The following is a 23,768-nucleotide window of genomic DNA, read 5'->3' as shown; positions in this document are numbered from 1 at the left end:
GCGACGAGGCGGTCCCGCTCCGTCTCCGACGACGTGCCGCGCCGTGATCCGGTTCGTCCACTCATGCTCGACACCACGGACGGGAGTGGTATAAAACTCGTCGGGCGGGTATCACGACGGATAACCGGGGCCGAGCGCGGAACCCCCTCCGGATGTCGCCGTCGGTCCGCCGTGACCCAAAGGCACATTTACGCGCGTGCCGTATCGGGGCCAACGAATGTCTCATAGCCCCTCACTGCCGGACCGCCCCCGTCTCGAACTCGATCCGGAGATGAGCGAGGCGGAACGGCTCGAGGCGATCCGGCAACACTACCGGCGGATCGTCCATGTGAACGACGAACTCGAGGACCGCCTCGAGGACGCGCAGGGACGCCGGGGCGACCTCAAATCCGACGTCGACGAGCTGAAACGCGAGAACGAAGTGTTGAAGACGTCCTCACTGTACATCGCCTCGGTCGAGGAGATCACCGACGAGGGCGTCGTCATCAAACAGCACGGCAACAACCAGGAGGTGCTGACGCAGGCGGCGACCCGACTGGACGCCGACCTCCGTCCCGGCGACCGCGTCGCGATCAACGACTCGTTCGCGATCCAGCAGACCCTCGACGACGAGACCGATTCCCGCGCGCAGGCGATGGAGGTCACGGAGTCACCCGACGTGGAGTACGCCGACATCGGCGGGATCGACGAGCAGATCCGCGAGGTGCGCGAGGCCGTCGAGGACCCCCTCGAGAACCCCGAGCAGTTCGAGGCCGTCGGCGTCGAGCCGCCGAGCGGCGTGCTGCTTCACGGCCCGCCGGGAACCGGGAAGACGATGCTGGCGAAGGCGGTCGCGAACGAGTCGGACGCGACGTTCATCAAGATGGCCGGCTCGGAGCTGGTCCGAAAGTTCATCGGCGAGGGCTCCCGGCTCGTCCGCGACCTCTTCGAGCTGGCCGCGGAGCGCGAGCCCGCGGTCATCTTCATCGACGAGATCGACGCGGTCGCCTCGAAGCGGACGGACTCGAAGACGAGCGGCGACGCCGAGGTCCAGCGGACGATGATGCAGCTGCTCTCGGAGATGGACGGCTTCGACGAACGTGGGGAGATCCGCATCATCGCCGCCACCAACCGCTTCGACATGCTCGACGAGGCGATCCTGCGTCCCGGCCGGTTCGACCGCCTCATCGAGGTTCCCGAGCCCGACGTCGAGGGCCGCGAGCGTATCCTCGAGATACACTCCCAGGAGATGAACGTCGCGGACGACGTCGACGTGAGCGAGATCGCGGCGGATCTGGAGGGATACAGCGGCGCGGACATCGCCTCGATCGCGACCGAGGCGGGGATGTTCGCGATCCGCGACGACCGCACCGAGGTCGTCCAGGAGGACTTCGAGCGGGCCCGCGAGAAGCTCCAGGACGTCGAGGGCACCGACGAGCAGGTCATCCACTACCAGTACTGAGTCGGCCGTCCGTCGTCGCCGGCGCGGCCCGTCTCCAACGCCCCCAGCCGCTCGGCTGTACGACTTGGAGAATGCGATTGCGGAGGCTACCTCCAAAGCCCCACCCCGCACCTCACGCCTCCCCAACCTCGCGGGCTCCTCGTGCCCCGTTGGGGCACTCGGAGGCGCGCCACAGCGAAGGAGCGGTAACGGATCTCCATCGAGACGATCCGGTTCGTAACACCTTCCATCGAGCGGCGTCGATTGCGGTCCGATGAACACCATCCACGTCGCCGGCGGCGTCGGCGTCGCCGACACGGCGATGGCCTCCTACGACGCCGCGCTCGCGGACGCGAACCTCCACAACTACAACCTCGTCGCCGTCTCCTCCGTGATCCCCGCGGACGCGACGGTTCGGGCGGTCGACGCCGTCCCCGACCTCGGTCCCGCGGGGAACGCGCTCACCGTCGTGGAGGCCCGCCGGACGGTCGGGCCGGGAGACGAGGTCGACTTCCGCGAGGGCGGTCGCGCGGGCGCGGAGGACGCGGCCGACAAGCGCGCTCCCCGGCGTCGGCCGGACGTCGCCGCCGGACTCGGCTGGGCGACCGGACCCGGTCCGGGGATCTTCTACGAGGTGACCGGCGAGGACCCCGAAGCGGTCCGCGATCGGATCCACGCCGGGCTGGACGCCGGATCGTCGCTACGCGAGTGGGACCTCGTCGATCGGGAGACTCGCGTCGAGACCGCGACCGCCGAGCCCGACCGGTACACCACGGCGGTCACCGTCGCGGCGTACGGCGAGTCGGAGCCGATCCTCTGACCGTCCGATGTCGTCACGATCGATCGAGGTCGACTCCCTATCCGGGTTCGACGGGGACCGATGGTACTCGACGACGTGAGGCGGTACGACCCGGAGGCGGTCTCGACGCTCGGAGACCGGGCGGTCGTCCTCGGGGGGAGCGTGGCCGGGCTGTGCGCCGCGCGCGTCCTCGCGGACGCCTTCGACGAGGTGGTGGTGCTGGAGCGGGACCCGATCCCGGAGACGCCGCGTCCCCGCGACGGCGCGCCCCAGACGAGCCACCCGCACGCCATGCTGGAGGCCGGCCGGGCGACGATCGAGGACCTCCTCCCCGGCTTCGGCGAGCGTCTCCTCTCGGCCGGCGGGCTCCTGATCGACGCCGCCCGCGAGATGCGCTACTACGACGGCGGCGATTTCCTCGCGGAGCCCCCCGAGCGGCTCCCGATGTACTGCGCGAGCCGGCCGCTGTTCGAACACGCGATCCGCGAGGGGATAGCGCGGCTGCCGTCGGTCACCCAGCGCGGGAACCGTCACTTTTCGGCCTACGAGACGGACGCCGCGAGCGACCACGCCGTCACCGGCGTCGAGTTCCGCGACGAGCGCGGCGACCCGACGACGCTCCCGGCCGACCTCGTCGTCGACGCGACCGGCCGCACGAGCCGGACCCCCTCGTGGCTCGAGGAACACGGGTACGAACCGCCGCAGACGGAGTCCGTCGAGGTCGACGTGACCTACAGCACGGTCCGGGTCGACCGGCCCGCGTCGGCTCGGCACGCGCTCGTCGTCCCGCCGGACCCGCCGCGGACGCGCGGGGCCGCTGCGATCCCGATCGAGGACGGCCGATGGGAGGTGATCCTCCAGGGACTCCACGGCGACGACGCCCCGACCGATCGCGAGGGGCTCGTCGCGTTCGCGGAGAGCTTCCCCGTCGCCGAGGTCGCCGAACTGGTCCGCGACCGCGAGTGGGCGGATCCGGAGATCCACCGCTACCCGTTCCCCTCGAGCGTCCGCCGCCGGTACGACCGGCTGGACCGGTTCCCCGACGGACTGGTCGTCACCGGCGACGCGGTAGCGAGCTTCAACCCGATCTACGGCCAGGGGATGTCCGTGGCGGCGCTGGACGCGCTTGCGCTCCACCACGCGCTCGCTGGCGGCGGCCTCGACGACCTCGGACGCCGCTTTTTCGACCGGACGGCCGACCTCGTCGAGGCCGTCTGGCGGGTGGCCGTGGGCGCGGACTTCGCGTTCGAGGCGACCACGGGGCCGAAGCCGACCGGGACCGACGCGTTCAACCGGTACGTCGACCGGCTGGTCTCGACCGCGCACGACGACGGGCGAGTGACCGACGCCTACTACCGCGTGTTCCGGCTGGAGCGGGGGCCGACATCGCTCCTGCGGCCGGGCGTGTCGTGGCGCGTGCTGACCCCGTGAGCGGTTTCACCGCCGCCGACGCCTTTTTGAATCGGCTCCGCGTACACCGGGTGTCTTCGATGAACGGCAACAATCCGTACGCCGGACCGCCGGGCGTCACCGACGCGGGCTCACCCGCGCCGGTCGACCTCTCCCCGGAACAGGAACGGCGACTCAGGCGGACGGTGGCGGGGATCGTCTCCCGCACCGAATCGTATCTCCCGGACGGCTACGCGGTCGGTTCGGAGCTCTCCGTCGGAACCGACGGCCCCCAAGCGACGGTCGCCGTCAACCCGCCGGCCGGCCACCCCGTCACCGCCGGGTTCACGCCGGACCTCGACGAGCTCGAGGCCGGGATCGCCGAGTCCGACGCCGACGAGGTCGCTCGCGGACTGGCCGCCAGCGCCGCGATCCAGGTCATGGACGCCATCGGCGACGTGACGCCGACCGCGAAGTGACCGGCTCGACGGCGCGACGTGGTCGCCGACCGATTCGACGTAATCGACGCCTCCACGGTACGGCAGAGACGGAAAGAGCCTTGAGATAGCTCGAGAAACGTCCCGACGTGAACGGCCTCGAGATCGGTCTCCGACTGCTCGCCGGCGTCCTGCTCATCCTGGCAAACGGCTTCTTCGTCGCGATCGAGTTCGCCCTGACTCGCGTCCGCCAGTACCCCGAGTCGGCGTTCGACACGCCGGGGTTACAGCGGGCCTGGGAGATGACCGAGGACCTCGAGATCTACCTCACGAGCTGTCAGGTGGGCATCTCCGCGACGAGCATCGCGGTCGGGATCGTCGCTGAGCCGGCGCTGGCGACGCTGATCGAGCCGGTCTTCGAGAACACGCTTCTGGCCTCGATAGGGGCCGGCGGGATCGTCGGCTTCCTGATCATCAACCTGCTCCACCTGACCCACGGCGAGCAGACGCCGACGTACCTCGGCGTCGAGCGGACGCGGTTCGTCGCCCGCTACGGCGCGACTCCGCTGTACTGGTTCGCGAAGGCCATCTCGCCGATGATCGCGATCGGCGACGGCGTCGCCAAGTGGACGCTCGGGCTCTTCGGGATCGAGATGACCGGCGCGTGGCTCGAGGCGGAGTCCGACCGGATCGAATCGCGAGCGGACCTCAGACACCGGCTCGGATCCGTCCTCGACCGGGGCGGTCTCCCGGAGGAGCGCAAGACCGAGATACTCAACGCGCTCACCGTCGGCGAGCGTCCCGTGAGCGAGGTGATGACCGCCCGCGAGGACGTCGTCTTCCTCTCGACGACCGCGAGCGTCGAGGAGAACCTCGACCGGATCGGTGGCAGCCCGCACACGCGGTTCCCGCTGATCGGCGACGACCCGGCGGACTTCCGGGGGATCGTCTACGTGCCCGCGGTCGTCGACCGGATCGACGCCCTGCGAGAGGGGTCGACGAGCTTCGAGGAGGTCGCCGCAACGCCGATGACGATCCGCGAGGACACGCCGATAAGCGAGGCCGTCGACCGGTTCCAGGAGGAACGTCAAGAGCTCGCGCTCGTGTGTGACGGCGGTGACGACGACGGCGGTGACGACGACGGCGGTGACGACGACGGCGGGAACGTCGTGGGCTTGGTGACCGCCACGGACGCCCTCGAGGCGGTGATGGGCGAGATCGAGGACCCGCTCGACGTCGCGCTGGGCGGACGACCGGAGGGCGACGGGTCGGGAACGTGAGCCTCAGCGCAGCGACGCCGCCCGGCGCGTGAGCACGCCGAGCGCGAAGGCGAACGTCCCGCACACGAGAACCGTCGGGATCCAGAACGCGACGGCCCCGTGACCGTAAAACGAGAGCGGCAGCGCCACCGGGGCGGCGTCCTGCCGTGTCGTGAGCCACGTGTAAAACGCGAGCGTCCCGGCGACCGGAGCCGACACGAGCGCCCAACAGACGAGTAGGCCGGCGTTCCGGAACCCGTGTACGACCGCGAACCCGATCCCGACGACGACGAGCAGATACTGGAACGGACCCCCGGCGGATACGGAGAGCAGGTGGGTGACGGAACTGGACGCGAGCGCGACGACGAACAGACCGACCGCGACGACCCCGGCACGGACCGCGTCCCGACGGTCCCGTCCGAGCACGGCCGCGCGGACGTCGGTTACGGAGACCATACGAAGGGGACGGTCGTCTCACACAAAAGGGTGAGGCGGTGGCCGTGAGAGTTCGACCTCCTCCCGCCGTTCGGCCTCGTTCCGGTCGCCGAAATACATCACACATCATACCCTCTACGAACTCCGTGGGTAATAGTGGGCAACACATATCAACGACGGGTCCGTACCGTTCCTCGATGAAAGTCGACGCAACGGACCTCAAAACGACCGAGACGGACGACCGGGGTCGCGTGTATCTCGGCACCGAGTACGCGAACAAGCGCGTGACCGTCGCCGTCGTCGAGGTCGAGTCCGACAGGCCGGACGACGAGAAGCTGGCAGCCGCCTATCGGGAGGCCTCCGAGAGCGCGGAGGCACTCGCCGAGGAGTGGAGCGAAGCCTCCGACGAAGCGTGGGAACGCCTCGATGAGTGACGGGACGGACGTGCGACGGGGCGACGTGGTTATCGTTCGACTCGACCCCGCCGAAGGACACGAGATGAAGAAGACGCGGCCGGCCGTGGTCGTTCAAAACGATATCGGAAACCGAAACGCCAGTACGACCATCGTCGCGCCCGTCACGGGAACCTACCGCGAGTATCCGTTCGAGGCGTTCGTCGAGGCGGACGGGTCACCGCTCGAAAAGGATTCGTCGATCCGGCTCGACCAGATTCGCACCGTCTCGGTTCCGGAACGGATTCACTCGGTCATCGGTTCACTCGACGGACCCACGATGGCTGAAGTCGACGAGGCGTTACAGCTGAGTCTCGACCTCGATTGAGCTACCGACTCTGCCGCTGTTCGGCCTTGTTCAACTCGATCAGCAGCCGGAAGATCGCCTTCACGAGGTTCACGTCGACGTCGAACTGCTCTGCGTTCTCGCCGGCGCGGTCCATCACGCGGGCCTCCTGTGACTCGTCGGTGGTCGGGAGGTTCCGCTTCTCTTTCACCTGCGCGACCGTGTCGGCGACGTACGTTCGGCGGGCGATCAGTTCGACGATCTCGTGATCGATGTCCTCGATCTCCTGACGGAGTTCGTCGAGGCTCATCTCTTCGGGGTCGGATGTGTCAGTACTCATGGTGAATCACCGGCGTACGCGCCGTCGTTTCGCGTCGTCGTCCGCCGAAGGGCTCCGGGTCGGTCGCCCCACACCTCCGCGAGGGAAGCGAGGTCGGCGTCGGGGTCGGCCGCGTCCGCGACGGCGACGACGCTCGGCCCGGTTCCCGAGAGCGACACCCCCGACGCGCGGGGCATCGCCTCGACGGCGGGGTCCGTATCGAAGCCGAGCGCGGCCGAGAAGGCGAGCCCGTTGACGGTCATCGCCTCCGCGTACCGTCCCTCGGCGGCCAGGTCGGCGACGAGGTCGGCCATCGGCGCGACGGCCCCGCAGCGCTCGACGTCGGCGTCGGCGCTGTAGGCCCGCTCGGGGGGCGTCCACACCAGCACCTCCCAGTCGACCGGGTCGCGGGCGCGGAGGCGGTCCTCGCCGTTGTCGGTGAGACAGACGCCGCCCAGCATCGACGCGGTCGCGTCGTCGAACGCGCCGGTGACGGTGACGCCGGCCTCGCGGGCGGCGCGCACGCCGAGCCGGCACGCCTCGAGTCGGGTCACGTCGACCGCCGAATCGTCGGCGTCGTCGCCGACGGCCAGTCCGAGCGCGTCGCAGGTCGCGAGGACGGTCGCGTTGGCGGCCGCGCTGGAGCTTTTGAGCCCCGCCGCCAGCGGCACGTCGCTGTCGGTCCGGACGACGCCGCCCTCGCCGTCTCCCCATCGATCGGTCGCGAGCGCGACGCAGCGTTCGACGAGCGCCGTGTCGCCCTCGGGGTCCTCCGCGATGGTCCCCTCGACGGCGTCGGCTTCGGGGTCGAGTTCGACGGTCGCGCGCGTCTCGACGTCGAGCCCGAAGGCCGAACCCGTCCCCGTCGCCAGGGCGTTCAACACGGTTCCCGCGCCGAGCGCGGCCGCCCGTCCCTCCATACACGCACTCGCGCCGAGGGCCCTGAAAGGGTTAGCGGTCGCGGCGAGGCTGTCGAGGGGGCGACGCTCCGTCCCGACGGCTCGTCCCGTCGCGCCCGCGAGCGCGGTCCTTTTCACGTCGGCGGCCGGAGCGACCGACATGTCCGCATCCGCACCCGGCGACGTCCCGCCGACCTCGATCGGCGTCGACCTCCGCGAGGAGGGCGTCGTCGTCGAGTACCTCGACGGCCGAACCACGCTCTACCGCGGCGTTCCCGACTCGGTGGAGGGGACGGTCACCGCGGGGCCGGGCAAGGAGACGCACGTGCTCGTCACCGACCCGACCGAGACCGAGGGCGTGATGACGTACGTGAACGACTACAACACCGGCGAGGAGATCCTCCGCGACTCGGGCGTGGGCCGAGTCGTGGTCGATTCCGGCGAGACCGACGAGGTGTTCCCCGGCGTGATCGTCGGCCGCGACGGACAGCGAAACCGGGTGATCGCCGACCCGGAGGTCGCCGGCGGCCGCGTGTTCGTGTTCGTCGAGGACGGTTGGACGGAAGAGAGCTACGAGATCGTCTCCGGCCCCGAGGAGGGGCTCGACGCCCACCGGTGAGGGGACGACCGTGAGCCTCGCGAAACCCTGGCGCGACCTCGATCGCTCGACCGTCGGGCGCGCCCCGAACCGATACGGCCTCTACGAGCTCGGCGACGACGGGAAAGAGACCGTGGGGTTCGGGACGGGCGTCCTGCGCGACGAGCTGAAGGAGGCGCTCGCCTACGGCGACGCGACACGCGTCCGATGGGAGGTCGCCGACTCGGAGGCCCACGCCGAGCGCCTCCTCGCCGAACACGTCGAGGAGTGAGAGCCTCGCTACGACGACTCGGCGTAGATCATCGCCCGTTCGACGTCGAGGCGGACGGATTCGACCCGCCGGCCGACCGCGGCGACGCCCGCGAGGACCGGATACGTGACCGACAGGTCCTGGTAGAGGTACGTCTGGACGTCCGAGGCGCCCTCGCCGACGTTCGCCCACTGCTCTCCGTCGATGCGCGCCCGCTGTCGCCGCGCCGCCACCTCGTCGCACTTCTCGGCGAGGACGTTCAGTCGCGCGCGGTACGCGTCGAGCGCGCCGAACCGTTCGGTCTCGAACTCCCGTCGTGAGAACGACCCGATCTCCTCGACGATCGACGAGAGGGTCTCACGAGCGCGCGAGACCGACGCGGATTCGGACTCGAGCCGCTCGAGGAACTCCTCCCGCCGACGTATCGCCTCCGTCGTCTTCGTCAGCAGCGACGAGCGAGACTGCTCGCGGAGCGTCGGCTCGCGGGTGAGCGCGACCGCGAGTTCCGGGGTGAACTCCTCCGCGAGGCTGCGTTCGTAGGTGTCGTTGTACTCCTCCTCGTAGTGGGGGACCGACATGACCGTCTCCGCGTAGGCGTTCCGGATCGCCACGAGGCCGGGGCCGGTCCCCCCCGTTCCGCCCCTGAGCCGCGACGGATCGGCTCTCGCCGCCGACGCCGTCGCCGCGGAGGCGGCGAGAGCCGATCCCGCCGTCGGCGTCGCCTCCGCTGGGATCCGCCGGACGCGCGACCGGAACGCCTCGAAGGCTTCCCGTTCGTCCACGGTTCGCCGCCGTTCGACGCGGAGGGCGTCGCCGGCGTCAGCCAGGGCGGAGTCGGCGCTACGTAGTCCCTCCCCGATGCCGGAATCGGACCCGTTGGCTGGATCGGTCGTCGCCATATCTCACGGAATACGTCGATGCGTCATAATCGATTATATGTGCCGTATATCTCCCGTTAGAGTCCCTTGTACGGATATATATCGTCGATCTGAAGACGAGATGAGGCCCATCTCTCCGATATATTCACCGCCAGTATTCCAATCTATATAGTATTTATAGTCCTACATAGGACTATCGTTCACTACGCCCCGTCGTATATCCATCATAGCATGGTATTTACGTGCTCTTCGTCCACGATCCGGTGATGGCACCCAGCCAGAACCTGGACGCGGAGGGAATCACGCGGCGGCAATCGCTCGCGGCGCTCGCCGGCGCCGGCGCGCTCGGGCTCGCGGGCTGTACGCAGAGCACGGGTAACGGCGGAGACGGCGGCGACGGTTCCGGTGACGGTTCGGGTTCGCTCTCCGGCTCGATCAACATCGCCGGGTCGAGCACGGTGTTCCCGTTGATGAGCGCGATCCTCGAGGACTTCGCCGAGCAGCACCCCGACGTGGACCCCGACATCAGCCAGACCGGGTCCGGTGGCGGGTTCTCGAACTACTTCTGTGTCGGCGAGACGGACTTCAACAACGCGAGCCGGCCGATCCAGCCCGAAGAGGAGGAGCTGTGTGGGGAGAACGACGTCGAGTACATCGAGCTGGTCGCGGCGACGGACGCGCTCACGATCGTGGTCAATCCGGAGGCGGACTGGATCGACTCGCTCACGATCGAGGAACTCGCGTCGATCTGGCGGTCGGACGCCGTCGAGACCTGGGACGAGGTCCGCGACGACTTCCCGAACGAGGAGATAGAGCGGTTCGGTGCGGCCGACACGTCGGGGACGTACGACTACTTCATCGAGAACGTCATGGGAGACGAGGGCCACACCGACGACTACTCGGCGACGGAAAAGGACAACGCGATCGCCGAGGGCGTGGCGGGCAGCGAGTACGCGATCGGCTACTTCGGCTTCGCGTACTACTTCCAGAACCCCGACCAGCTGAAGGCGCTCGAGATCGACTCCGGCGACGGCCCCGTCGAGCCGAACCTCGAAACGGCGGCGAGCGGCGAGTACAGTCCGCTCTCGCGCTCGCTGTTCACGTACCCGTCGATGGAGTCGCTCGGCGAGGAGCACATCGCGGAGTTCGCCCGGTACTTCGTCGAACAGACGACCAACGAGGACCTCGTCGCCGGCGACGTCGGGTACGTTCCGGCGACCGAGGAGACCCAAGAAGAGCAGATGCAGAAGCTCGAGGACGCGATCGAGGAAGCGCAGGGCTGACCCGGCAGGATGAACCGGTGTATTGATTTACGACAACGTGCGATACCCTATCGCTTGTGACAGATAGTACCGAGAGTCCCGATCTCCAGCGACGAAACGGGCTCAGACGGCTGAAAGAGGGGACCTACGGCGGCCTCTTCGCCGCGTGCGCGGCGATCACTCTGCTCACGACGGTCGCGATCTTCGTGACCCTCCTGTCCGACGCAGTGGTGTTCTTCCAGGAGATCCCCATCTCCGAGTTCCTGACGGGTACCAGCTGGAGCCCGAATCCGTCCGGAGGCGGACAGGCGTTCGGCGTCGTGCCCCTGCTCATCGGGACGATCGTCGTGACGATCACGGCGGCGTTCGTCTCGTTGCCGACCGGGACGCTCACCGCCATCTACCTCAGCGAGTACGCGACCTCGAACGCGCGCTCGATACTCAAACCGCTCTTGGAGATCCTCGCCGGCATCCCGACGGTCGTGTACGGCTACTTCGCGCTGGTGTACGTCACGCCGGCGCTGGAGGCGACGCTGTTTCCCGAGATCGGCACCTTCAACGCGCTGTCGGCGTCGATCATGGTCGGCATCATGACGATCCCGATGGTGTCGTCGATCTCCGAGGACGCGATGAGCGCCGTGCCCGACGAGCTCCGGCAGGCCGGCTACGGGCTCGGCGCGACGAAGTTCGAGGTGTCGACGGGGATCGTCGTTCCGGCGTCCATCTCGGGGATCGCCTCCTCGTACATCCTCGCGGTCTCCCGCGCCATCGGCGAGACGATGATCGTCGTCGTCGCGATGGGTGCACAGGCGCGGATGCCCGCGGTTCGGGAGGCGGCGTTCGGCGTTCCGTTCATCAACCCCGCCGACGTGCTCCTGGAGTCCGGGATGACGATCACCGTCGCGATGGTCCAGATCGCCGGCGGCGACCTCACGGGAGGAACGATACCGTACGACTCGATGTTCGCGCTCGGTCTCGCGCTGTTCGCCGTGACGCTCGTAATGAACGTGATTAGTGACATCATCGCGGAACGCTACCGGGAGGAGTACTGATGGCGACCGACAACGCGAACGCGGGCGGGTTCGGCGAGGTCAGCCGAGTGCGGGGGATCGTCTTCGAGTACCTCTCGTTCGGCGCGAGCGTGTTCGGCCTCGTCGCGCTCGGCGTCCTGCTCGTGTACGTCTCGATCGACGCCTTCGACCTGGCGAACGCCAGTCCCGAGTGGCTGTTGACCTACTTCCTTACGCTCGTCGTTCCCTTCCTCGCGTTCTGTCTGTACAGCGCGAACGACTCCGAAGTCACGCGCCGCGCGCTCGCCGCGCTCGGCGGCGGACTCGTCGCCGTCGCCGCGCTCTTCACCGCGATCGAGGCGGTCGTCGCGCCGATTCCGCGACTCAACTGGCAGCTCGCGTACCTCTTCGTCGTCGCCGCGCCCGTGGCCGCGTACCTCGCGTACGTCGGCAGTCGCGGGCGCGTCGCCGCGGTCGGGTTCGGGCTGCTCGGCCGGCTCGTCGGCGGGGCCGCGATCGGCCTCGCGGTCGGGACCCTCTTTTTAGTGTTCGACGAGCTGGTGTGGTTCCTCGCGTACACGTTCGGGGTGGTCCCGGCCGCGGCGCTGTACGCGTACGGCCGCTGGCGCGCCGCGGACCGAGCGGCGACGGCCGCGATCCCGGTCGGGCTCGTCGGGCTCGTCACCGCGGTGTTCCTCCGCCGCGTGGTCACGGTGTACCCGTCGGATCTCGTCATCTACCTCTGGACGATCGCGATCCCGGTCGCGGCCGTCGGTGCGTTCCTCGTCGTCGACCGCAGCGGTCGAACCGTCGGGATCGTCGTCGCCGGTCTCCCGCTCACCGTCGCCACCGCCGGGGGGTTCCTGGCCGCCGGCGCCGGGCTGTCGGCCCCCACCGTCCTCCTCGTGCTCGTGTTGGCCGGCGTGCCGACGGCGGTGTACGTCTCCCGCGTGATCGAGGTCGGCGACGGGATCGTCGGGCTCGGCCTCCCGATCCTCCTCGCCGCCGGCGTGGCCGCCGGAGCGCTGATCGTCGAGGCGTGGGGAGTCCCGGCTCCGGACCCGTGGCTCGACCTGGGCTACGTCACGGAGGCCCCCTCGCGAACGCCGGAGGAGGCCGGGCTCTACCCGGCCATCGTCGGATCCGTCATCATCATCGCGCTCGTCGCGGTGCTCTCGTTCGTCCTCGGCGTCGGCACCTCGGTCTTCTTGGAGGAGTACACGCCGGAAAGCGGCGTTCTCGGCTCCCTGACGCGACTGTTACAGATCAACATCGCGAACCTGGCCGCCATCCCGTCGGTCGTCTACGGCCTCCTCGGGTTGGGGCTGTTCGCCAACCTCCTCGGGTTCGGCTTCGGTACGGCGGTGACCGTCGCGTTGACGCTGTCGCTTCTCATCTTACCGATCACGATCATCTCCGCACAGGAGGCGATCCGGTCGGTGCCGGACGACCTCCGTCGAGGGTCCGACGCCATGGGCGCGACGCGCTGGCAGACGACGAAGAACGTGGTCCTCCCGGAGGCGATGCCGGGCATCTTCACCGGGACGATCCTCGCGCTCGGCCGCGCGATCGGCGAGACCGCGCCGCTCATCATGGTCGGCGCGGCGACGACCGTGTTCAGCGCGCCGAGCAGCCTCTTCAGTCGCTTCAGCGCCATGCCGATGCAGATCTACGCGTGGGCGAACTTCCCGCAGGCCGACTTCCGGTACGGCGTCGTCGCCGCCGGCGTTATCACGCTGCTGGTCATCCTCATCGGCATGAACGGGACGGCGATCCTGCTGCGGAACCGTGCGGAACGGGGGAACTAACATGAGTAACACATCATCCGACACGACGGGAGACGAATCGCTCATCACCACGGAGGTCGAGACCGGCTCGACGCAACGGACGCCGGCCCGAACCGCGGTCGCCGCGCGCGACCTGAACGTCTACTACGGTGACGAGCAGGCGATAGACGACGTGACGATCGAGATCCCCGAAAAGCGCGTGACCGCGCTCATCGGTCCCTCGGGCTGTGGCAAGTCCACGTTCCTCCGGTGTATCAACCGGATGAACGACATGATCGAGGTCTGCCGCGTCGAGGGCGACGTGGAGTTCGGCGGGAAGAACGTCTACGACGACGACGTCGATCCGGTCGCCCTGCGCCGGAAGATCGGGATGGTGTTCCAGAAGCCGAACCCGTTCCCGAAGTCGATCCGCGACAACGTCGCGTACGGCCTGAAGATCCAGGGGTACGACGGCGACGTCGACGAGCGCGTCGAGGAGTCGCTGAAGGCCGCGGCGCTGTACGAGGAGGTGAAAGACCAGCTCGACTCCTCGGGACTCGACCTCTCGGGCGGCCAACAACAGCGGCTCTGTATCGCCCGCGCCATCGCGCCCGACCCGGAGGTCGTCCTGATGGACGAGCCGACCTCGGCGCTCGACCCCGTCGCGGCCTCCAAGATCGAGGACCTGATCGACGACCTGGCCGAGCAGTACACCGTCATCATCGTCACGCACAACATGCAGCAGGCGGCCCGCATCTCCGATCGGACCGCCGTGTTCCTCACCGGCGGCCGGCTCGTCGAGTACGACGACACGCCGAAGATCTTCGAGGACCCCGAAGAACAGCGCGTCGAGGACTACATCACGGGGAAGTTCGGGTAGATGCCCAGAGAGAACTACCAGGAGCGGCTCGCGGACCTCCGAACCGGGGTCGTCGGCATGGGAGACCTGGTCCTCGAGCGGTACGACGCCGCGCTCGAGGCGGCCGAGACCGGCGACGACGACCTCGCCCGCGAGGTGATCGAGGGCGACCACGAGGTCAACGAACGGTACCTCGGGCTCGAGGAGGAGTGTACGGAGCTGCTCGCGCTCCAACAGCCCGTGGCGGGCGACCTCCGACTGGTGACGGCCTCCTTCAAGGTCATCACCGACCTCGAACGCGTCGCCGACCTCGCGACCAACCTCGCGGGCTACGGCGGCGACGACGGCGGGCTCCACCCCGCCGTCGACTTCCGCGGGATCGGCGAGGAGGCGGGCGGGATGGTCGCCGACGCGGTGGCCGCCTACGAGTCCGGCGATCCCGACGCCTGTCGGGCGGTCGCGGCCCGCGACGACGACCTCGACGAGCGGTGTCGGCGCGCCAGCGAGGCGGTCGTCCGGGACCTCCTGGAGGCCGACCGCGCACGGGTCGAGGCGGCCGGCGGCGACCGGGACGTCGAGGCGGACGCCGACGAGCTCGCCGCCGCGCTCGACGAGGTCTCGCGCGCGCTGCTCGCGGTTCGCGACCTCGAGCGCGTGGGCGACCACGCCGTCAACATCGCCGCCCGCGCGCTGTACATGATCGAGAACGACGACGAGCTGATCTACTGAGTCGCGGACGGCCCCCCTTTTTTCCCGGACGCGACGCGAACCGGCTACTCGCCGGCCCGGACGACCCGCGTCCCCGCGACGTGGTCGCCGACGCGTCGGTCCTCGTCCGTGAGGACGACGACGGCGAGCCCGACGAGGTAGAAGACCGCGCCGTCGACGACCCGGAGCGGGTTCCGGACGAGCGCCGACCGGGGCCCGCACGGCGACCCGTCGGCCTCGAGGACGACGAGCCCGAGAAGTCGCTTTCCGGGCGTTCGCCCGAACGTTCCCTCGAAGGCGACGTAGTAGCCGAGGTACGCGACCGGGAGGAGCCAGCGCCCTGCGGAAGGGAGGGATCCGGCGAGGAGTCGAAACGCGATCGAAACGAGGCCGAACAGCGTCGCGACGAGCAGCGCGTCGGCGACCAGCGCGCCCCCGCGCCGGAGGAGCAGTCCAGCGTCGGCGTCCGTCTCGAGTCGGGGGCGGTCCATGTGGATCGCCAACTCAGGTCGGGGATAAAACGTCTCTGGAACGGGACCTCACGCGCCGTCCGGCTCCGCGGATCCGACCGTCCGCCGCCCACCGGACCGGCCGTTCCCGGCCGACTCGATCGAGAACCCGAGGTCCGCGTAAAACGGCGTCAGACCCGAATCGAAGGCCGCGGTGATCGCGTCGACGCCGGGGCTCGACCGTGCGTCCCGGACCGCGCGCGAGACGAGCGCGGACCCGATCCCTCGGCCGCGTCGCGCGCGCCGGACGGCGACCGCGTCGACGTGGCGGACCGCCGGCTCCGGGCGGGTCGCGACCAGCGCTCCGACGACGGACCCGGTCCGCTCGAAGCGGGCGACGAGCACGTCGCCGGCGTCGATCCGGGCGGCGATGTCGTCGGCGTCGGTCTCGAGCATCGCGGCGTCGAGCACGCGGAGGACGTCGAGCCGGTCGGCGGGGGTCGCCGACTCGATCGCGATCCCCTCGGGGAGCGGGCCGCGGTCCCCGGAGTCCGCGGGGTCGCGGTCGCCGTTCACGCGGTCCTCAGGGGCCGTCACGGGCCCACCCGCCGGTTTCGGGCAGCGTTCGACCCACCCTGGATCAGCCGGAGCAGCCGCACTCGGTCGGCGTCGACCGGGCGGTCGCCGGGGACGGGCGAGCCGTCGACGAGGACGGACGCCTCCTGTGGGTGAAAGCCCGCGGCGCGTATCAGGTCGGCGTAGGTCGCGTCGTCGTCGACGCCGTACGTCTCCGTGTCGCCGCCGACGACGTCGACGGTCACGTCCATGCGACTAGCCGTCCAGCTGCTCGCGCAGCAGCCCGTTCACCTGGCCGGGGTCGGCGCTGCCGCCGGTCGCCTGCATCACCTGACCGACGAGGAAGTTGATCGCGCCCTCGTCGCCGTCGTGGTAGTCGGCGACCGCCTCGGGGTTGTCGTCGATGGCGGACTCGACCGCGCGCTCGACCTCGCCGGCCTCGGCCTTCCCGAGCCCCTCGCGCTCGATCACGGCGTCGGGGTCGTCGCCCTCGTCGAGCATCTCGCGGAGGACGACCTCCTCGGCGTTCTTCACCGTCAGCTCCTCGGCGGCGACCAGCTCGATCAGGCGTTTGAACTCGTCGAGCCGGCCGGCCACGTCGGTGATCTCCAGCTCGCGGTAGTTGAGCTCGCCGAGCAGGTTGTCCGCAACCCACGTCGCCGCGAGGTCGGGGTCGTACTCGCCGGCGACGTCCTCGAAGAAGTCCGCGACCTCCTTCGTGGAGGTCAGCTTCGAGGCGGCCTCGGCGTCGAGCCCGTACTCGTCGCGGAAGCGCTCGCGGCGGGCGTCGGGCAGCTCGGGGATCGGAATCGACTCCTTCCAGTCGGCCACCTCCAGCGCGGGCAGGTCGGCCTCCCGGAAGTAGCGGTAGTCCTTCTCGGCCTCCTTCGACCGCATCGAGACGGTGACGCCGCGCGCCTCGTCCCAGTGGCGGGTCTCCTGTTCGATCTCGCGGCCGCGGCGGAGGACGTTGCGCTGGCGGGTGATCTCGTAGGCGAGCGCCCGCTCCGCGCCCTTGTGACTCGAGATGTTCTTCACCTCGGCGCGGTTGGCGTCGGCGAGGACCGACTCGGGGACGGAGCCGTCCGCTCGTACCTCGTCGGCGTCGACGAGCGAGACGTTGGCGTCGATCCGGAGGCTGCCGTCCCGCGTCGCGTCGAAGACGCCGAGGTACTCCAGCACCTCCTCGAGCTTCGCGAGGAACGCGCGGGTCTCCGCCGGCGACCGGAAGTCGGGCTCGGTGACGACCTCCATCAGCGGCGTCCCGGCGCGGTTGTAGTTCACGAGCGTGTGGGTCGCCGACTCGATGGAGCCGCCCGCGTGCTGGATGCTTCCGGGGTCCTCCTCGAGGTGCGCGCGGGTGATCCCGATGGTGCGGCGCTCGCCGTCGACGGACACCTCCAGTTCGCCGTCCGCGCAGATCGGCGCGTCGTACTGGGTGAGCTGGAAGTTCTTCGGCAGGTCGGGGTAGTAGTAGTTCTTCCGGTGGAACGTGGTCGTCTCGGGGATGTCGGCGTCGAGCGCCTTCCCGATCTTCACCGCGCTCTCGACGGCGGCCTCGTTGAGGACCGGTAGCGCGCCCGGCAGCCCGAGACAGGTCGGGCAGGTTCGCGTGTTCGGCTCCTCGTCGTCGGCCGGCTCCGTCGAACAGCCACAGAAGACCTTGGTGTCGGTCTCGAGCTGGACGTGGACCTCCAGCCCGATCACGACCGCCCGCTCCTCGCTCGCGGCCCGTGTGCTCATTGGCGGGTCGTTGCGGGCGGGTCACCTAAATCGTGTCGACACGGGTGGCCGCACTTCCACAAACCCTTATGCTCGCGCGGGCGACTCCCGACGTATGGGCGAACTCCCGGACGACTTCGACTGTACCGTGACCAACTGGGAGTACATCTACGGGCTCTGTCGGAACGTCTCGAACGCGGTGAAGCGTGCCGACTTCGAGCCGGACGTCGTCGTCGCGCTCGCCCGAGGGGGCTGGTTCGCCGGTCGCTGTATCTGTGACTTCCTCGGGCTCGACGACCTCACGAGCCTCAAGATGGAACACTACGTCGGCGCGGCAGACAAGAGCGACGAGCCGCAGATCCGCTACCCGATGCCGGAGGGGAGCGTCGAGGACAAGGACGTGTTGATCATCGACGACATCGCCGACACCGGCGGGTCGATCCGCCGTGCCGAGGAGTACGTCGAGGAGCGCGCCGCCGGCACGGTCCGCACCGCGACGCTCCAGCTCCTCTCCACCTCCGAGTTCGAGCCCGACTTCGTCGGCGAACGGCTCGAGACGTGGACGTGGGTGGTCTACCCGTGGAACTTCATCGAGGACATGATCGACATCATCGCCGGTGCGATGGACCGGGCCGACGCGACGACGTTCGACCGCGAGGCGGTCCGTCACCACCTCGAGGCCGACCACGGCGTCGGCCGCATCGAGATGGAGGTCGCCCAGCCCGGCCGGCTCGACGAGGTGCTCGCGGAGATGGAGCGCCGCGGCGTGGTCGAGGCGATCGACGAGGAGACCTGGGCGCTCGCGGAGTGAGCGATGGACGCGGACGAGTCCGGGAGCGAGGGCGCCCCGAACACGGGGTCCGAGGTCGATCCCGTCATCGACGCCGTCCTCGACGCGTACGCGCTGAAGGACGAGGGGCGGACCGGCTGGCAGCTCCGCGGCGTCGACGAGCCCGAGTCGGTGGCCGCCCACACGTGGGGCGTCGCGTACCTCGTGTTGGCGCTCGGCGACCGCTTTCGAGCGGATCTACCCGACGTCGACCTCGACCGCGCGCTCCGGCTCGCGGTCGTCCACGACGTCGGAGAGGCCGAGACGGGGGACGTGGCGACGCGGGCGGACTCGACGGCGGCGTCGGTCGACCGCGAGCGGAAGGAGGCGGCCGAGCGCGCCGCGATGGGGGACCTCGCCGGTCCGCTCCCCGACGGCGTCCGCGAGGCGTGGGAGGAGTACGAGGCGCGCGAGACGCCGGAGGCGGTCCTCGTCAAGGAGTGTGACCTCCTCGACACCTGCCTCCAGGCGATCGTCTACGAGCGCGACGACCGGTACGATCCCGGCGACGGAACCCCGGAGACGTTCGCGGAGTACGACGCGCTCGAGGAGTTCTTCGCGACGGCGGAACCGCGGCTTCGAACCGACGCCGGACGTGCGCTCTTCGAGCAACTCCGGGAGCGGTATCGGACGTTGCGATCCTGATCTCGCGTCGGCGGAGACCCCCTCGGTTCGACCTCCCGCGGGCCGATACTGGGACGATCGATCCCGACGGCGCGGAATAGGAAGTCAGTTAACTCCCAAGACGGTACTCTCCTCGAGACGGAGCCTCACGCATGTCCGACCACACCGACCTCATCGTCATCGGCGGGGGAATAAGCGGGGCATCGCTTCTGTACACGGTCTCGAAGTTCACCGACGTCGAGGACGTCACGCTGATCGAGAAGGAGCCCGAGATCGCGGCGGTGAACTCCCACCACACGAACAACTCCCAGACGCTCCACTTCGGCGACATCGAGACGAACTACACGCTCGAGAAGGCCGAGGAGGTCAAGGAGGGCGCGGAGCTGCTCGCGGGGTACCTCGAGAACGTCGACCCCGACCGCGAGATGCACAGCAAGCGCAGCAAGATGGTGCTCGCGGTCGGCGAGGAGGAGGTCGCGGAGCTGGAGGCACGCTACCACGACGAGGGGTTCGGCGAGCTCTTCCCCAAACTGGAGCCGATCGGCCGCGAGGAGATCGCGGAGATCGAGCCGAAGGTCGTCGAGGGACGCGACCCCGACACCGAACTCATGGCGCTCCAGACGCCCGACGGCTACGTCCTCGATTACGGCATGATCGCGGAGTCGTTCGTGGAGGCCGCCCGCGCCGAGGAGGGCGTCTCGGTCCACCTCGGAACGACGGTGACGAACGTCGAGGAGGGGCGTGACGGCTTCACCGTCGAGACCGACGACGGCGACTTCGCGGCCGACGCGATCGTCGTCGCCGCCGGCTCGCACAGCCTTCAGTTCGCACAGCGAATGGGATACGGCCAGGACATGTCGCTTCTGCCCGTCGCGGGGAGCTTCTTCCTCGCCGACGACCTGCTGAACGGGAAGGTGTACACCCTCCAGATGAAGAAGCTGCCCTTCGCGGCGGTCCACGGCGACGCGGACGTCCACGACGGGAGCGTCACCCGGTTCGGGCCGACCGCGAAGCTCGTCCCCGCGCTCGAGCGCGGCGAGCTCTCGACGGTGGGAGACTTCGCGGACGTGTTCGGCTTCACGCCGTCGTCGTTTCTCAGCTACGCGAACATCCTCGCGGACAGGATCCTGTTCCCGTACGTGGTCCGGAACCTGGTGTACGACCTGCCGGTAGCAGGCAAACGCGCGTTCCTCCCGCACGTTCGGAAGGTCGTTCCGAGCGTCGACGTCGAGGACATCGACCGAGCGAAGGGGTACGGCGGGGTTCGCCCGCAGATCGTCGACACCGACTCGAAGGAACTCGACATGGGCGAAGCGAAGATCCGCGGCGACGGGATCCTGTTCAACATCACGCCCTCGCCGGGCGCGTCGACCGCGCTGAAGAACGCGATGCTCGACACGCGGACGGTCCTCGAGTTCCTCGGTTCGACGCACGAGTTCGACGAGGAGGCGTTCCGCGCGGAGACGATCGACAACTTCCCACGGCTCGATGGCACTGCGGACGGCGGCGACGGCGGCGAGGACGGGAGCGCCGACGAAAGCGACGACGCGGCGGCGGCCGAGGAGGCCTCGACCGCCGTCGAGGCGGACGACTGATCGACCCGACCGACCGAGAGGTCACGAGCGGTTTCCGGAGATCCTCCCGCCGAGCGACACGCGTAAGACGCCGACGCGCGGATCCGACTCCGTATGTCCGGGGAGAACGGCGACGGCGCGATCGAAGGTGACGTGGTCGACGACACGGACGTCGCCGGTGAGACGCGCCTCGCCCGCCGCTGGCGGTCCCTCGACCGCGGCTGGCAGGCGCTCTGTCTGGGGCTCGCGATCGTCGCGATCCACCTCGTGGTCTACCCCGTCTGATGACGCTTCTCGACGACGTTCGGCCCTACGTTCCCGGATCGGTGCTGCTCGGCGGCGGCGCGCTGTTCGCGACGCTGCTGGGCGGGGCGGTTCCGGGAGTCCAGCCGCTCGTCGTCGCCGTCGCCGTCGGAGTCGTCGCCGCGAACACCGTCGGCACGCCGGCCGCCGCCGAGCCGGGCGTGTCGCTCCACAAGCTCGCCCTGGAGACGGGGATCGTCCTGCTCGGCGCGGCGATCGCGATCGAGGAGCTGGTGGCGGCCGGGCCGACGGTGGTCGGGCTCGTGGTCGTCGCCGTCGCCGGCGGCCTTCTGCTCTCGGAGGCGGTCGCTCGCGGTCTCTTCCGGCTCGAGGGGACGACCCCGTCGCTCCTGGCGGCGGGCGCGAGCGTCTGTGGCGTCTCCGCCGTCGTGGCGATCGGTCGGGTGCTGGAGGCGCGCGGGGCGGCGCTCACCTTCGCGGCCGCGACGGTCCTGCTCTTCGACGTGATCACGCTCGTGGCGTTCCCGCTGGCGGGCGAGTGGCTCGGGCTCACCGCGCGACAGTTCGGCGTGTGGGCGGGCGTGAGCATGTTCTCGACCGGCCCGGTCGCGGCCGCGGGGTTCGCACACTCCCCGGAGGCGGGCCAGTGGGCGACGGTCACGAAGCTCGCGCGCAACTCGCTTCTCGGTGGCGTCGCGGTCGCCTACTCGGTCGCGTACGCGGCCCGCTCGGCGACGGACTCGGAGGCCCGCGAGCTGTGGGCGGAGTTCCCGAAGTTCCTGCTCGGCTTCCTGCTCGTCGCCGCGGTCGCCAACGGCGGACTGCTCTCGCCAGCCGCGATCGAGTCCATCACCGCGGTGTCCGACGCCCTCTTTCTCGTCGCGTTCGTCGGGCTCGGGCTGTCGATCCGGGCGCGCGATCTGCGGGCGGTCGGCCTCGCGCCGGTCGGCGTCGTGTTGATCCACCTGATCGTCGTGAGCGCGCTGACGCTGCTGGCGGTGCGGACGCTCCTGTGACCCGATTCCGTCCGTGATGCGGGTGTACACGCCTCAGTACTCGTTTAATACCTCGGACGGCGTATAGTACCTCAGTCGCCCCGGCGCGATCGGACCACGAGAGATCACGAGAGAGGCTCTTTCCGACCGAACGCGTGGACCGGTTCGACGACCGAGTTGAGACCACATGACGACATTCGAACACACCATCGAGATCGCCGCACCCGTCGAGCACGTCTTCGCGTTCGACAGCACCCCCGAGAACTGGTCACGGACGATGGCCAGCCTGCGTGACCTCGAGGTCGTCGAGGAGACCGACCACGGCGCGCGGATGACCGGGACCTACGGCGTGTTCGGCATCGCGATGGAGATGGACATGGAGATGACGGTCGTCGAACCGAACGAGGAACTGCTCGTCACGATCGAGAGCGACGAGATGAGCGGCGAGATCCGGAACCGCTACTCGGGAACCGACGCCGGGACGAGACTCTCGCACCGGGCGACCTACGAGATGGGAGACTCCCTCCTGGATCGGATCCTGAAACCGGTCGCCAGCCGCTACAACGAGCGGCAGCTCGAGAACCACCTCCGGAACACGAAGGACCTCGTCGAGGCCGAGGTCGCGGCCGAGTCGGCGGCGCCCGCCTAGGTCGTCTTCCTCCGCGGAGGACGGGATCCGCGTCAACCCCTTTTTTCGGGCCCCATGGACGTCGCCGAGCGTCTCCGTCGATCGTCGCCGAACACTTCCGTCGATATAAGTAGCGAGCGGGCGGATCCGGAATATGAGCACCATCGGCTTCATCGGCGGCAGCGGGATCTACGAGGCGCTCCCCCTGAACGACGTGCGCGAGGTCGAGTACGACACGCCGTACGGCGAGCCCAGCGACGCGGTCACGATCGGCGAGTTCGCCGACACGGGCCGGGAGGTCGCGTTCCTCCCGCGACACGGCTCGAACCACGGCGCCTCGCCCACCGACCTCCCGTACCGCGCGAACATGTACGCCCTGAAGCGGGCGGGCGTGACCCACGTCTTCGCGTCGAACGCGGTCGGCAGCCTGAGAGAGGAGCTCGAGCCCGGCACGCTCGTCGTCCCCGACCAGATCTACGACCGGACCAAGGGCCGCGAGCTCTCCTTTTACGGCGACGGCGTCGTCGTCCACCAGCCCTTCGCGGACCCGTACAGCCCCGAACTCGTCGATCACCTGACCGCGGCCGCCGAGTCGGCCGTCGGCGGCGACGGCGACGACGCCACGCCCGTCGTGAAGGGAGGGACCTACGTCTGTATCGAGGGGCCGCAGTACTCCACGCGCGCGGAGTCGGAGTTCTACAGGGCACAGGGGTGGGACCTCGTCGGCATGACGGCGATCCCGGAGGCGAAACTGGCCCGCGAGGCGGAGATCGCGTACGCGACGATCGCGGGCGTCACCGACTACGACGTCTGGAAGGCGGACAGCGAGGTGACCCTCGAAGAGGTCCTCGAGAACGCCGAGCGGAACCAGGAAGCGATCAAGGCCGCGGTCGAGGAGGCGGTGCGGACGCTTCCGGAAGACCACGCGTGCGAGGCGCACACCGCGCTGGAGGGCACCGTCAACACGCCGACCGAGGCGATCCCCGAGGAGACCCGCGAGCGCGTCGAGCCGCTGCTCGGCGACTACCTGTAGACCGGCGACTGACGAGTTCCCGCAACCGAGGTTCTCGTTTCTCGCCAG

At 69.3% G+C, this 23,768-nt stretch carries 29 protein-coding genes; 21 read left to right on the top strand and 8 right to left on the bottom strand.

All coding sequences use genetic code 11. The features are described 5' to 3' along the window. The first annotated feature begins 217 nt into the window (after nucleotides 1–217). The 5 genes from pan2 to NO889_RS12355 all read left to right on the top strand — a co-directional run bounded on the left by pan2 (nucleotide 218) and on the right by NO889_RS12355 (nucleotide 5,325). Nucleotides 218–1,441 (top strand): proteasome-activating nucleotidase Pan2, encoded by a 1,224-nt coding sequence (gene pan2 / locus NO889_RS12375; protein WP_256412556.1) that lies wholly within the window; start codon nucleotides 218–220, stop codon nucleotides 1,439–1,441. Nucleotides 1,442–1,694: 253 nt separating this feature from the next. Further along, nucleotides 1,695–2,240, top strand: a complete 546-nt coding sequence (locus NO889_RS12370; RefSeq protein WP_256412555.1) for a pyruvoyl-dependent arginine decarboxylase — start codon at nucleotides 1,695–1,697, stop codon at nucleotides 2,238–2,240. A gap of 60 nt (nucleotides 2,241–2,300) precedes the next feature. Further along, nucleotides 2,301–3,650, top strand: a complete 1,350-nt coding sequence (locus NO889_RS12365) for an FAD-dependent oxidoreductase (RefSeq protein ID WP_256412554.1) — start codon at nucleotides 2,301–2,303, stop codon at nucleotides 3,648–3,650. Between the two features lie 59 nt (nucleotides 3,651–3,709). Beyond that, nucleotides 3,710–4,087: a DUF5811 family protein gene (locus NO889_RS12360; RefSeq protein ID WP_256412553.1), complete on the top strand. Its 378-nt coding sequence runs from the start codon at nucleotides 3,710–3,712 to the stop codon at nucleotides 4,085–4,087. Between the two features lie 107 nt (nucleotides 4,088–4,194). Further along, on the top strand, nucleotides 4,195–5,325 hold the full coding sequence (locus tag NO889_RS12355) for a CNNM domain-containing protein (protein ID WP_256412552.1): 1,131 nt from the start codon (nucleotides 4,195–4,197) through the stop codon (nucleotides 5,323–5,325). A gap of 3 nt (nucleotides 5,326–5,328) precedes the next feature. Here the strand turns inward: NO889_RS12355 and NO889_RS12350 are convergent, their stop codons facing one another. Continuing rightward, nucleotides 5,329–5,760 (bottom strand): hypothetical protein, encoded by a 432-nt coding sequence (locus NO889_RS12350; protein WP_256412551.1) that lies wholly within the window; start codon nucleotides 5,758–5,760, stop codon nucleotides 5,329–5,331. Nucleotides 5,761–5,936: 176 nt separating this feature from the next. Between NO889_RS12350 and NO889_RS12345 the strand changes: the two genes are divergently transcribed. Further along, nucleotides 5,937–6,173 carry a hypothetical protein gene (locus NO889_RS12345; RefSeq protein WP_256412550.1) on the top strand — a complete coding sequence of 79 codons (237 nt, stop codon included), beginning with the start codon at nucleotides 5,937–5,939 and terminating at the stop codon, nucleotides 6,171–6,173. Continuing rightward, nucleotides 6,166–6,519 (top strand): type II toxin-antitoxin system PemK/MazF family toxin, encoded by a 354-nt coding sequence (locus NO889_RS12340; RefSeq protein ID WP_256412549.1) that lies wholly within the window; start codon nucleotides 6,166–6,168, stop codon nucleotides 6,517–6,519. Before NO889_RS12345 ends, NO889_RS12340 begins: the two co-directional genes overlap by 8 nt. A 1-nt stretch (nucleotide 6,520) precedes the next feature. On the opposite strand, the gene NO889_RS12335 is transcribed toward NO889_RS12340, so the two are convergent. Together NO889_RS12335 and NO889_RS12330 are read right to left on the bottom strand one after the other, a co-directional pair. After that, nucleotides 6,521–6,817, bottom strand: coding sequence for a chorismate mutase (locus NO889_RS12335; RefSeq protein ID WP_256412548.1), 297 nt, complete (start codon nucleotides 6,815–6,817; stop codon nucleotides 6,521–6,523). Further along, a complete protein-coding gene (locus tag NO889_RS12330; protein WP_256412547.1) occupies nucleotides 6,814–7,716 on the bottom strand; it encodes a shikimate kinase in 903 nt (300 codons plus the stop codon). Before NO889_RS12330 ends, NO889_RS12335 begins: the two co-directional genes overlap by 4 nt. A gap of 139 nt (nucleotides 7,717–7,855) precedes the next feature. On the opposite strand from NO889_RS12330, the gene NO889_RS12325 reads away from it, so the two are divergent. Continuing rightward, on the top strand, nucleotides 7,856–8,314 hold the full coding sequence (locus NO889_RS12325; RefSeq protein ID WP_256412546.1) for a DUF5796 family protein: 459 nt from the start codon (nucleotides 7,856–7,858) through the stop codon (nucleotides 8,312–8,314). Nucleotides 8,315–8,324: 10 nt separating this feature from the next. Further along, the gene (locus NO889_RS12320; protein ID WP_256412545.1) at nucleotides 8,325–8,564 is read left to right on the top strand and encodes a DUF7508 domain-containing protein; all 240 of its coding nucleotides are present in this window, start codon (nucleotides 8,325–8,327) and stop codon (nucleotides 8,562–8,564) included. 8 nt (nucleotides 8,565–8,572) lie between these two features. On the opposite strand, the gene NO889_RS12315 is transcribed toward NO889_RS12320, so the two are convergent. Further along, on the bottom strand, nucleotides 8,573–9,442 hold the full coding sequence (locus tag NO889_RS12315) for a DUF7260 family protein (RefSeq protein ID WP_256412544.1): 870 nt from the start codon (nucleotides 9,440–9,442) through the stop codon (nucleotides 8,573–8,575). A gap of 245 nt (nucleotides 9,443–9,687) precedes the next feature. On the opposite strand from NO889_RS12315, the gene NO889_RS12310 reads away from it, so the two are divergent. Genes NO889_RS12310 through NO889_RS12290 form a run of 5 tightly spaced genes read left to right on the top strand, consistent with a single transcriptional unit; the run spans nucleotide 9,688 to nucleotide 15,047 of the window. Further along, nucleotides 9,688–10,704 carry a PstS family phosphate ABC transporter substrate-binding protein gene (locus tag NO889_RS12310; RefSeq protein WP_256412543.1) on the top strand — a complete coding sequence of 339 codons (1,017 nt, stop codon included), beginning with the start codon at nucleotides 9,688–9,690 and terminating at the stop codon, nucleotides 10,702–10,704. A 56-nt stretch (nucleotides 10,705–10,760) separates the two neighbouring features. Continuing rightward, nucleotides 10,761–11,735, top strand: a complete 975-nt coding sequence (gene pstC / locus NO889_RS12305; protein ID WP_256412542.1) for a phosphate ABC transporter permease subunit PstC — start codon at nucleotides 10,761–10,763, stop codon at nucleotides 11,733–11,735. Then, nucleotides 11,735–13,501 carry a phosphate ABC transporter permease PstA gene (gene pstA, locus NO889_RS12300; protein ID WP_256412541.1) on the top strand — a complete coding sequence of 589 codons (1,767 nt, stop codon included), beginning with the start codon at nucleotides 11,735–11,737 and terminating at the stop codon, nucleotides 13,499–13,501. Before pstC ends, pstA begins: the two co-directional genes overlap by 1 nt. A gap of 1 nt (nucleotide 13,502) precedes the next feature. Next, nucleotides 13,503–14,339: a phosphate ABC transporter ATP-binding protein PstB gene (pstB, locus tag NO889_RS12295; RefSeq protein ID WP_256412540.1), complete on the top strand. Its 837-nt coding sequence runs from the start codon at nucleotides 13,503–13,505 to the stop codon at nucleotides 14,337–14,339. Beyond that, nucleotides 14,340–15,047, top strand: a complete 708-nt coding sequence (locus NO889_RS12290; RefSeq protein ID WP_256412539.1) for a phosphate signaling complex PhoU family protein — start codon at nucleotides 14,340–14,342, stop codon at nucleotides 15,045–15,047. It begins immediately after the preceding gene. Between the two features lie 44 nt (nucleotides 15,048–15,091). Here NO889_RS12290 and NO889_RS12285 read toward each other — a convergent pair whose 3' ends face one another. The 4 genes from NO889_RS12285 to gatB are packed head-to-tail and all read right to left on the bottom strand — an operon-like array spanning nucleotide 15,092 to nucleotide 17,794. Continuing rightward, nucleotides 15,092–15,517, bottom strand: a complete 426-nt coding sequence (locus tag NO889_RS12285) for an RDD family protein (protein WP_256412538.1) — start codon at nucleotides 15,515–15,517, stop codon at nucleotides 15,092–15,094. 48 nt (nucleotides 15,518–15,565) lie between these two features. Continuing rightward, nucleotides 15,566–16,072: a GNAT family N-acetyltransferase gene (locus NO889_RS12280; RefSeq protein ID WP_379787707.1), complete on the bottom strand. Its 507-nt coding sequence runs from the start codon at nucleotides 16,070–16,072 to the stop codon at nucleotides 15,566–15,568. Next, the gene (gene samp2, locus NO889_RS12275) at nucleotides 16,069–16,302 is read right to left on the bottom strand and encodes a ubiquitin-like small modifier protein SAMP2 (protein ID WP_256412537.1); all 234 of its coding nucleotides are present in this window, start codon (nucleotides 16,300–16,302) and stop codon (nucleotides 16,069–16,071) included. The genes NO889_RS12280 and samp2 overlap by 4 nt, the downstream gene beginning before the upstream one ends. Nucleotides 16,303–16,306: 4 nt before the next feature. After that, nucleotides 16,307–17,794, bottom strand: a complete 1,488-nt coding sequence (gene gatB / locus NO889_RS12270; RefSeq protein ID WP_256412536.1) for an Asp-tRNA(Asn)/Glu-tRNA(Gln) amidotransferase subunit GatB — start codon at nucleotides 17,792–17,794, stop codon at nucleotides 16,307–16,309. A 94-nt stretch (nucleotides 17,795–17,888) separates the two neighbouring features. Between gatB and NO889_RS12265 the strand changes: the two genes are divergently transcribed. The 7 genes from NO889_RS12265 to mtnP all read left to right on the top strand — a co-directional run bounded on the left by NO889_RS12265 (nucleotide 17,889) and on the right by mtnP (nucleotide 23,720). Beyond that, nucleotides 17,889–18,584, top strand: coding sequence for a phosphoribosyltransferase (locus NO889_RS12265; RefSeq protein ID WP_256412535.1), 696 nt, complete (start codon nucleotides 17,889–17,891; stop codon nucleotides 18,582–18,584). 3 nt (nucleotides 18,585–18,587) lie between these two features. Beyond that, entirely contained in the window at nucleotides 18,588–19,247 is a 660-nt protein-coding gene (locus NO889_RS12260) for an HD domain-containing protein (protein ID WP_256412534.1), read from the top strand. Between the two features lie 131 nt (nucleotides 19,248–19,378). Next, the gene (locus NO889_RS12255; protein ID WP_256412533.1) at nucleotides 19,379–20,821 is read left to right on the top strand and encodes an FAD-dependent oxidoreductase; all 1,443 of its coding nucleotides are present in this window, start codon (nucleotides 19,379–19,381) and stop codon (nucleotides 20,819–20,821) included. A 93-nt stretch (nucleotides 20,822–20,914) separates the two neighbouring features. Next, nucleotides 20,915–21,085 carry a hypothetical protein gene (locus tag NO889_RS12250; protein ID WP_256412532.1) on the top strand — a complete coding sequence of 57 codons (171 nt, stop codon included), beginning with the start codon at nucleotides 20,915–20,917 and terminating at the stop codon, nucleotides 21,083–21,085. Further along, nucleotides 21,085–22,080, top strand: a complete 996-nt coding sequence (locus NO889_RS12245) for a YeiH family protein (RefSeq protein ID WP_256412531.1) — start codon at nucleotides 21,085–21,087, stop codon at nucleotides 22,078–22,080. The genes NO889_RS12250 and NO889_RS12245 overlap by 1 nt, the downstream gene beginning before the upstream one ends. Before the next feature lie 166 nt (nucleotides 22,081–22,246). Then, nucleotides 22,247–22,708, top strand: a complete 462-nt coding sequence (locus tag NO889_RS12240) for an SRPBCC family protein (protein WP_256412530.1) — start codon at nucleotides 22,247–22,249, stop codon at nucleotides 22,706–22,708. A gap of 133 nt (nucleotides 22,709–22,841) precedes the next feature. Next, nucleotides 22,842–23,720 (top strand): S-methyl-5'-thioadenosine phosphorylase, encoded by an 879-nt coding sequence (gene mtnP, locus NO889_RS12235; protein ID WP_256412529.1) that lies wholly within the window; start codon nucleotides 22,842–22,844, stop codon nucleotides 23,718–23,720. Nucleotides 23,721–23,768 lie beyond the last annotated feature (48 nt).

It is taken from the genome of Halorubrum rubrum (assembly GCF_024494685.1).
Lineage (GTDB): Archaea > Halobacteriota > Halobacteria > Halobacteriales > Haloferacaceae > Halorubrum > Halorubrum rubrum.
The sequence above is the reverse complement of the archived record's forward strand: the minus strand, read 5'-3'. Positions and strand labels throughout refer to the sequence as shown.

What these genes read in the sequence shown, in the direction of transcription:
- NO889_RS12260 (WP_256412534.1), top strand. Translation starts at nt 18,588, where the DNA reads ATGGACGCGGACGAGTCCGGGAGCGAGGGCGCCCCGAACACGGGGTCC.
- NO889_RS12360 (WP_256412553.1), top strand. Translation starts at nt 3,710, where the DNA reads ATGAACGGCAACAATCCGTACGCCGGACCGCCGGGCGTCACCGACGCG.
- NO889_RS12315 (WP_256412544.1), bottom strand. Translation starts at nt 9,442, where the DNA reads ATGGCGACGACCGATCCAGCCAACGGGTCCGATTCCGGCATCGGGGAG.
- NO889_RS12245 (WP_256412531.1), top strand. Translation starts at nt 21,085, where the DNA reads ATGACGCTTCTCGACGACGTTCGGCCCTACGTTCCCGGATCGGTGCTG.
- pstB (WP_256412540.1), top strand. Translation starts at nt 13,503, where the DNA reads ATGAGTAACACATCATCCGACACGACGGGAGACGAATCGCTCATCACC.
- NO889_RS12265 (WP_256412535.1), top strand. Translation starts at nt 17,889, where the DNA reads ATGGGCGAACTCCCGGACGACTTCGACTGTACCGTGACCAACTGGGAG.
- NO889_RS12340 (WP_256412549.1), top strand. Translation starts at nt 6,166, where the DNA reads ATGAGTGACGGGACGGACGTGCGACGGGGCGACGTGGTTATCGTTCGA.
- NO889_RS12330 (WP_256412547.1), bottom strand. Translation starts at nt 7,716, where the DNA reads ATGGAGGGACGGGCGGCCGCGCTCGGCGCGGGAACCGTGTTGAACGCC.
- NO889_RS12255 (WP_256412533.1), top strand. Translation starts at nt 19,379, where the DNA reads ATGTCCGACCACACCGACCTCATCGTCATCGGCGGGGGAATAAGCGGG.
- NO889_RS12310 (WP_256412543.1), top strand. Translation starts at nt 9,688, where the DNA reads ATGGCACCCAGCCAGAACCTGGACGCGGAGGGAATCACGCGGCGGCAA.
- pan2 (WP_256412556.1), top strand. Translation starts at nt 218, where the DNA reads ATGTCTCATAGCCCCTCACTGCCGGACCGCCCCCGTCTCGAACTCGAT.
- NO889_RS12335 (WP_256412548.1), bottom strand. Translation starts at nt 6,817, where the DNA reads ATGAGTACTGACACATCCGACCCCGAAGAGATGAGCCTCGACGAACTC.
- NO889_RS12365 (WP_256412554.1), top strand. Translation starts at nt 2,301, where the DNA reads ATGGTACTCGACGACGTGAGGCGGTACGACCCGGAGGCGGTCTCGACG.
- NO889_RS12325 (WP_256412546.1), top strand. Translation starts at nt 7,856, where the DNA reads ATGTCCGCATCCGCACCCGGCGACGTCCCGCCGACCTCGATCGGCGTC.
- samp2 (WP_256412537.1), bottom strand. Translation starts at nt 16,302, where the DNA reads ATGGACGTGACCGTCGACGTCGTCGGCGGCGACACGGAGACGTACGGC.
- NO889_RS12240 (WP_256412530.1), top strand. Translation starts at nt 22,247, where the DNA reads ATGACGACATTCGAACACACCATCGAGATCGCCGCACCCGTCGAGCAC.
- gatB (WP_256412536.1), bottom strand. Translation starts at nt 17,794, where the DNA reads ATGAGCACACGGGCCGCGAGCGAGGAGCGGGCGGTCGTGATCGGGCTG.
- mtnP (WP_256412529.1), top strand. Translation starts at nt 22,842, where the DNA reads ATGAGCACCATCGGCTTCATCGGCGGCAGCGGGATCTACGAGGCGCTC.
- NO889_RS12250 (WP_256412532.1), top strand. Translation starts at nt 20,915, where the DNA reads ATGTCCGGGGAGAACGGCGACGGCGCGATCGAAGGTGACGTGGTCGAC.
- NO889_RS12350 (WP_256412551.1), bottom strand. Translation starts at nt 5,760, where the DNA reads ATGGTCTCCGTAACCGACGTCCGCGCGGCCGTGCTCGGACGGGACCGT.
- NO889_RS12290 (WP_256412539.1), top strand. Translation starts at nt 14,340, where the DNA reads ATGCCCAGAGAGAACTACCAGGAGCGGCTCGCGGACCTCCGAACCGGG.
- NO889_RS12285 (WP_256412538.1), bottom strand. Translation starts at nt 15,517, where the DNA reads ATGGACCGCCCCCGACTCGAGACGGACGCCGACGCTGGACTGCTCCTC.
- pstA (WP_256412541.1), top strand. Translation starts at nt 11,735, where the DNA reads ATGGCGACCGACAACGCGAACGCGGGCGGGTTCGGCGAGGTCAGCCGA.
- NO889_RS12345 (WP_256412550.1), top strand. Translation starts at nt 5,937, where the DNA reads ATGAAAGTCGACGCAACGGACCTCAAAACGACCGAGACGGACGACCGG.
- NO889_RS12370 (WP_256412555.1), top strand. Translation starts at nt 1,695, where the DNA reads ATGAACACCATCCACGTCGCCGGCGGCGTCGGCGTCGCCGACACGGCG.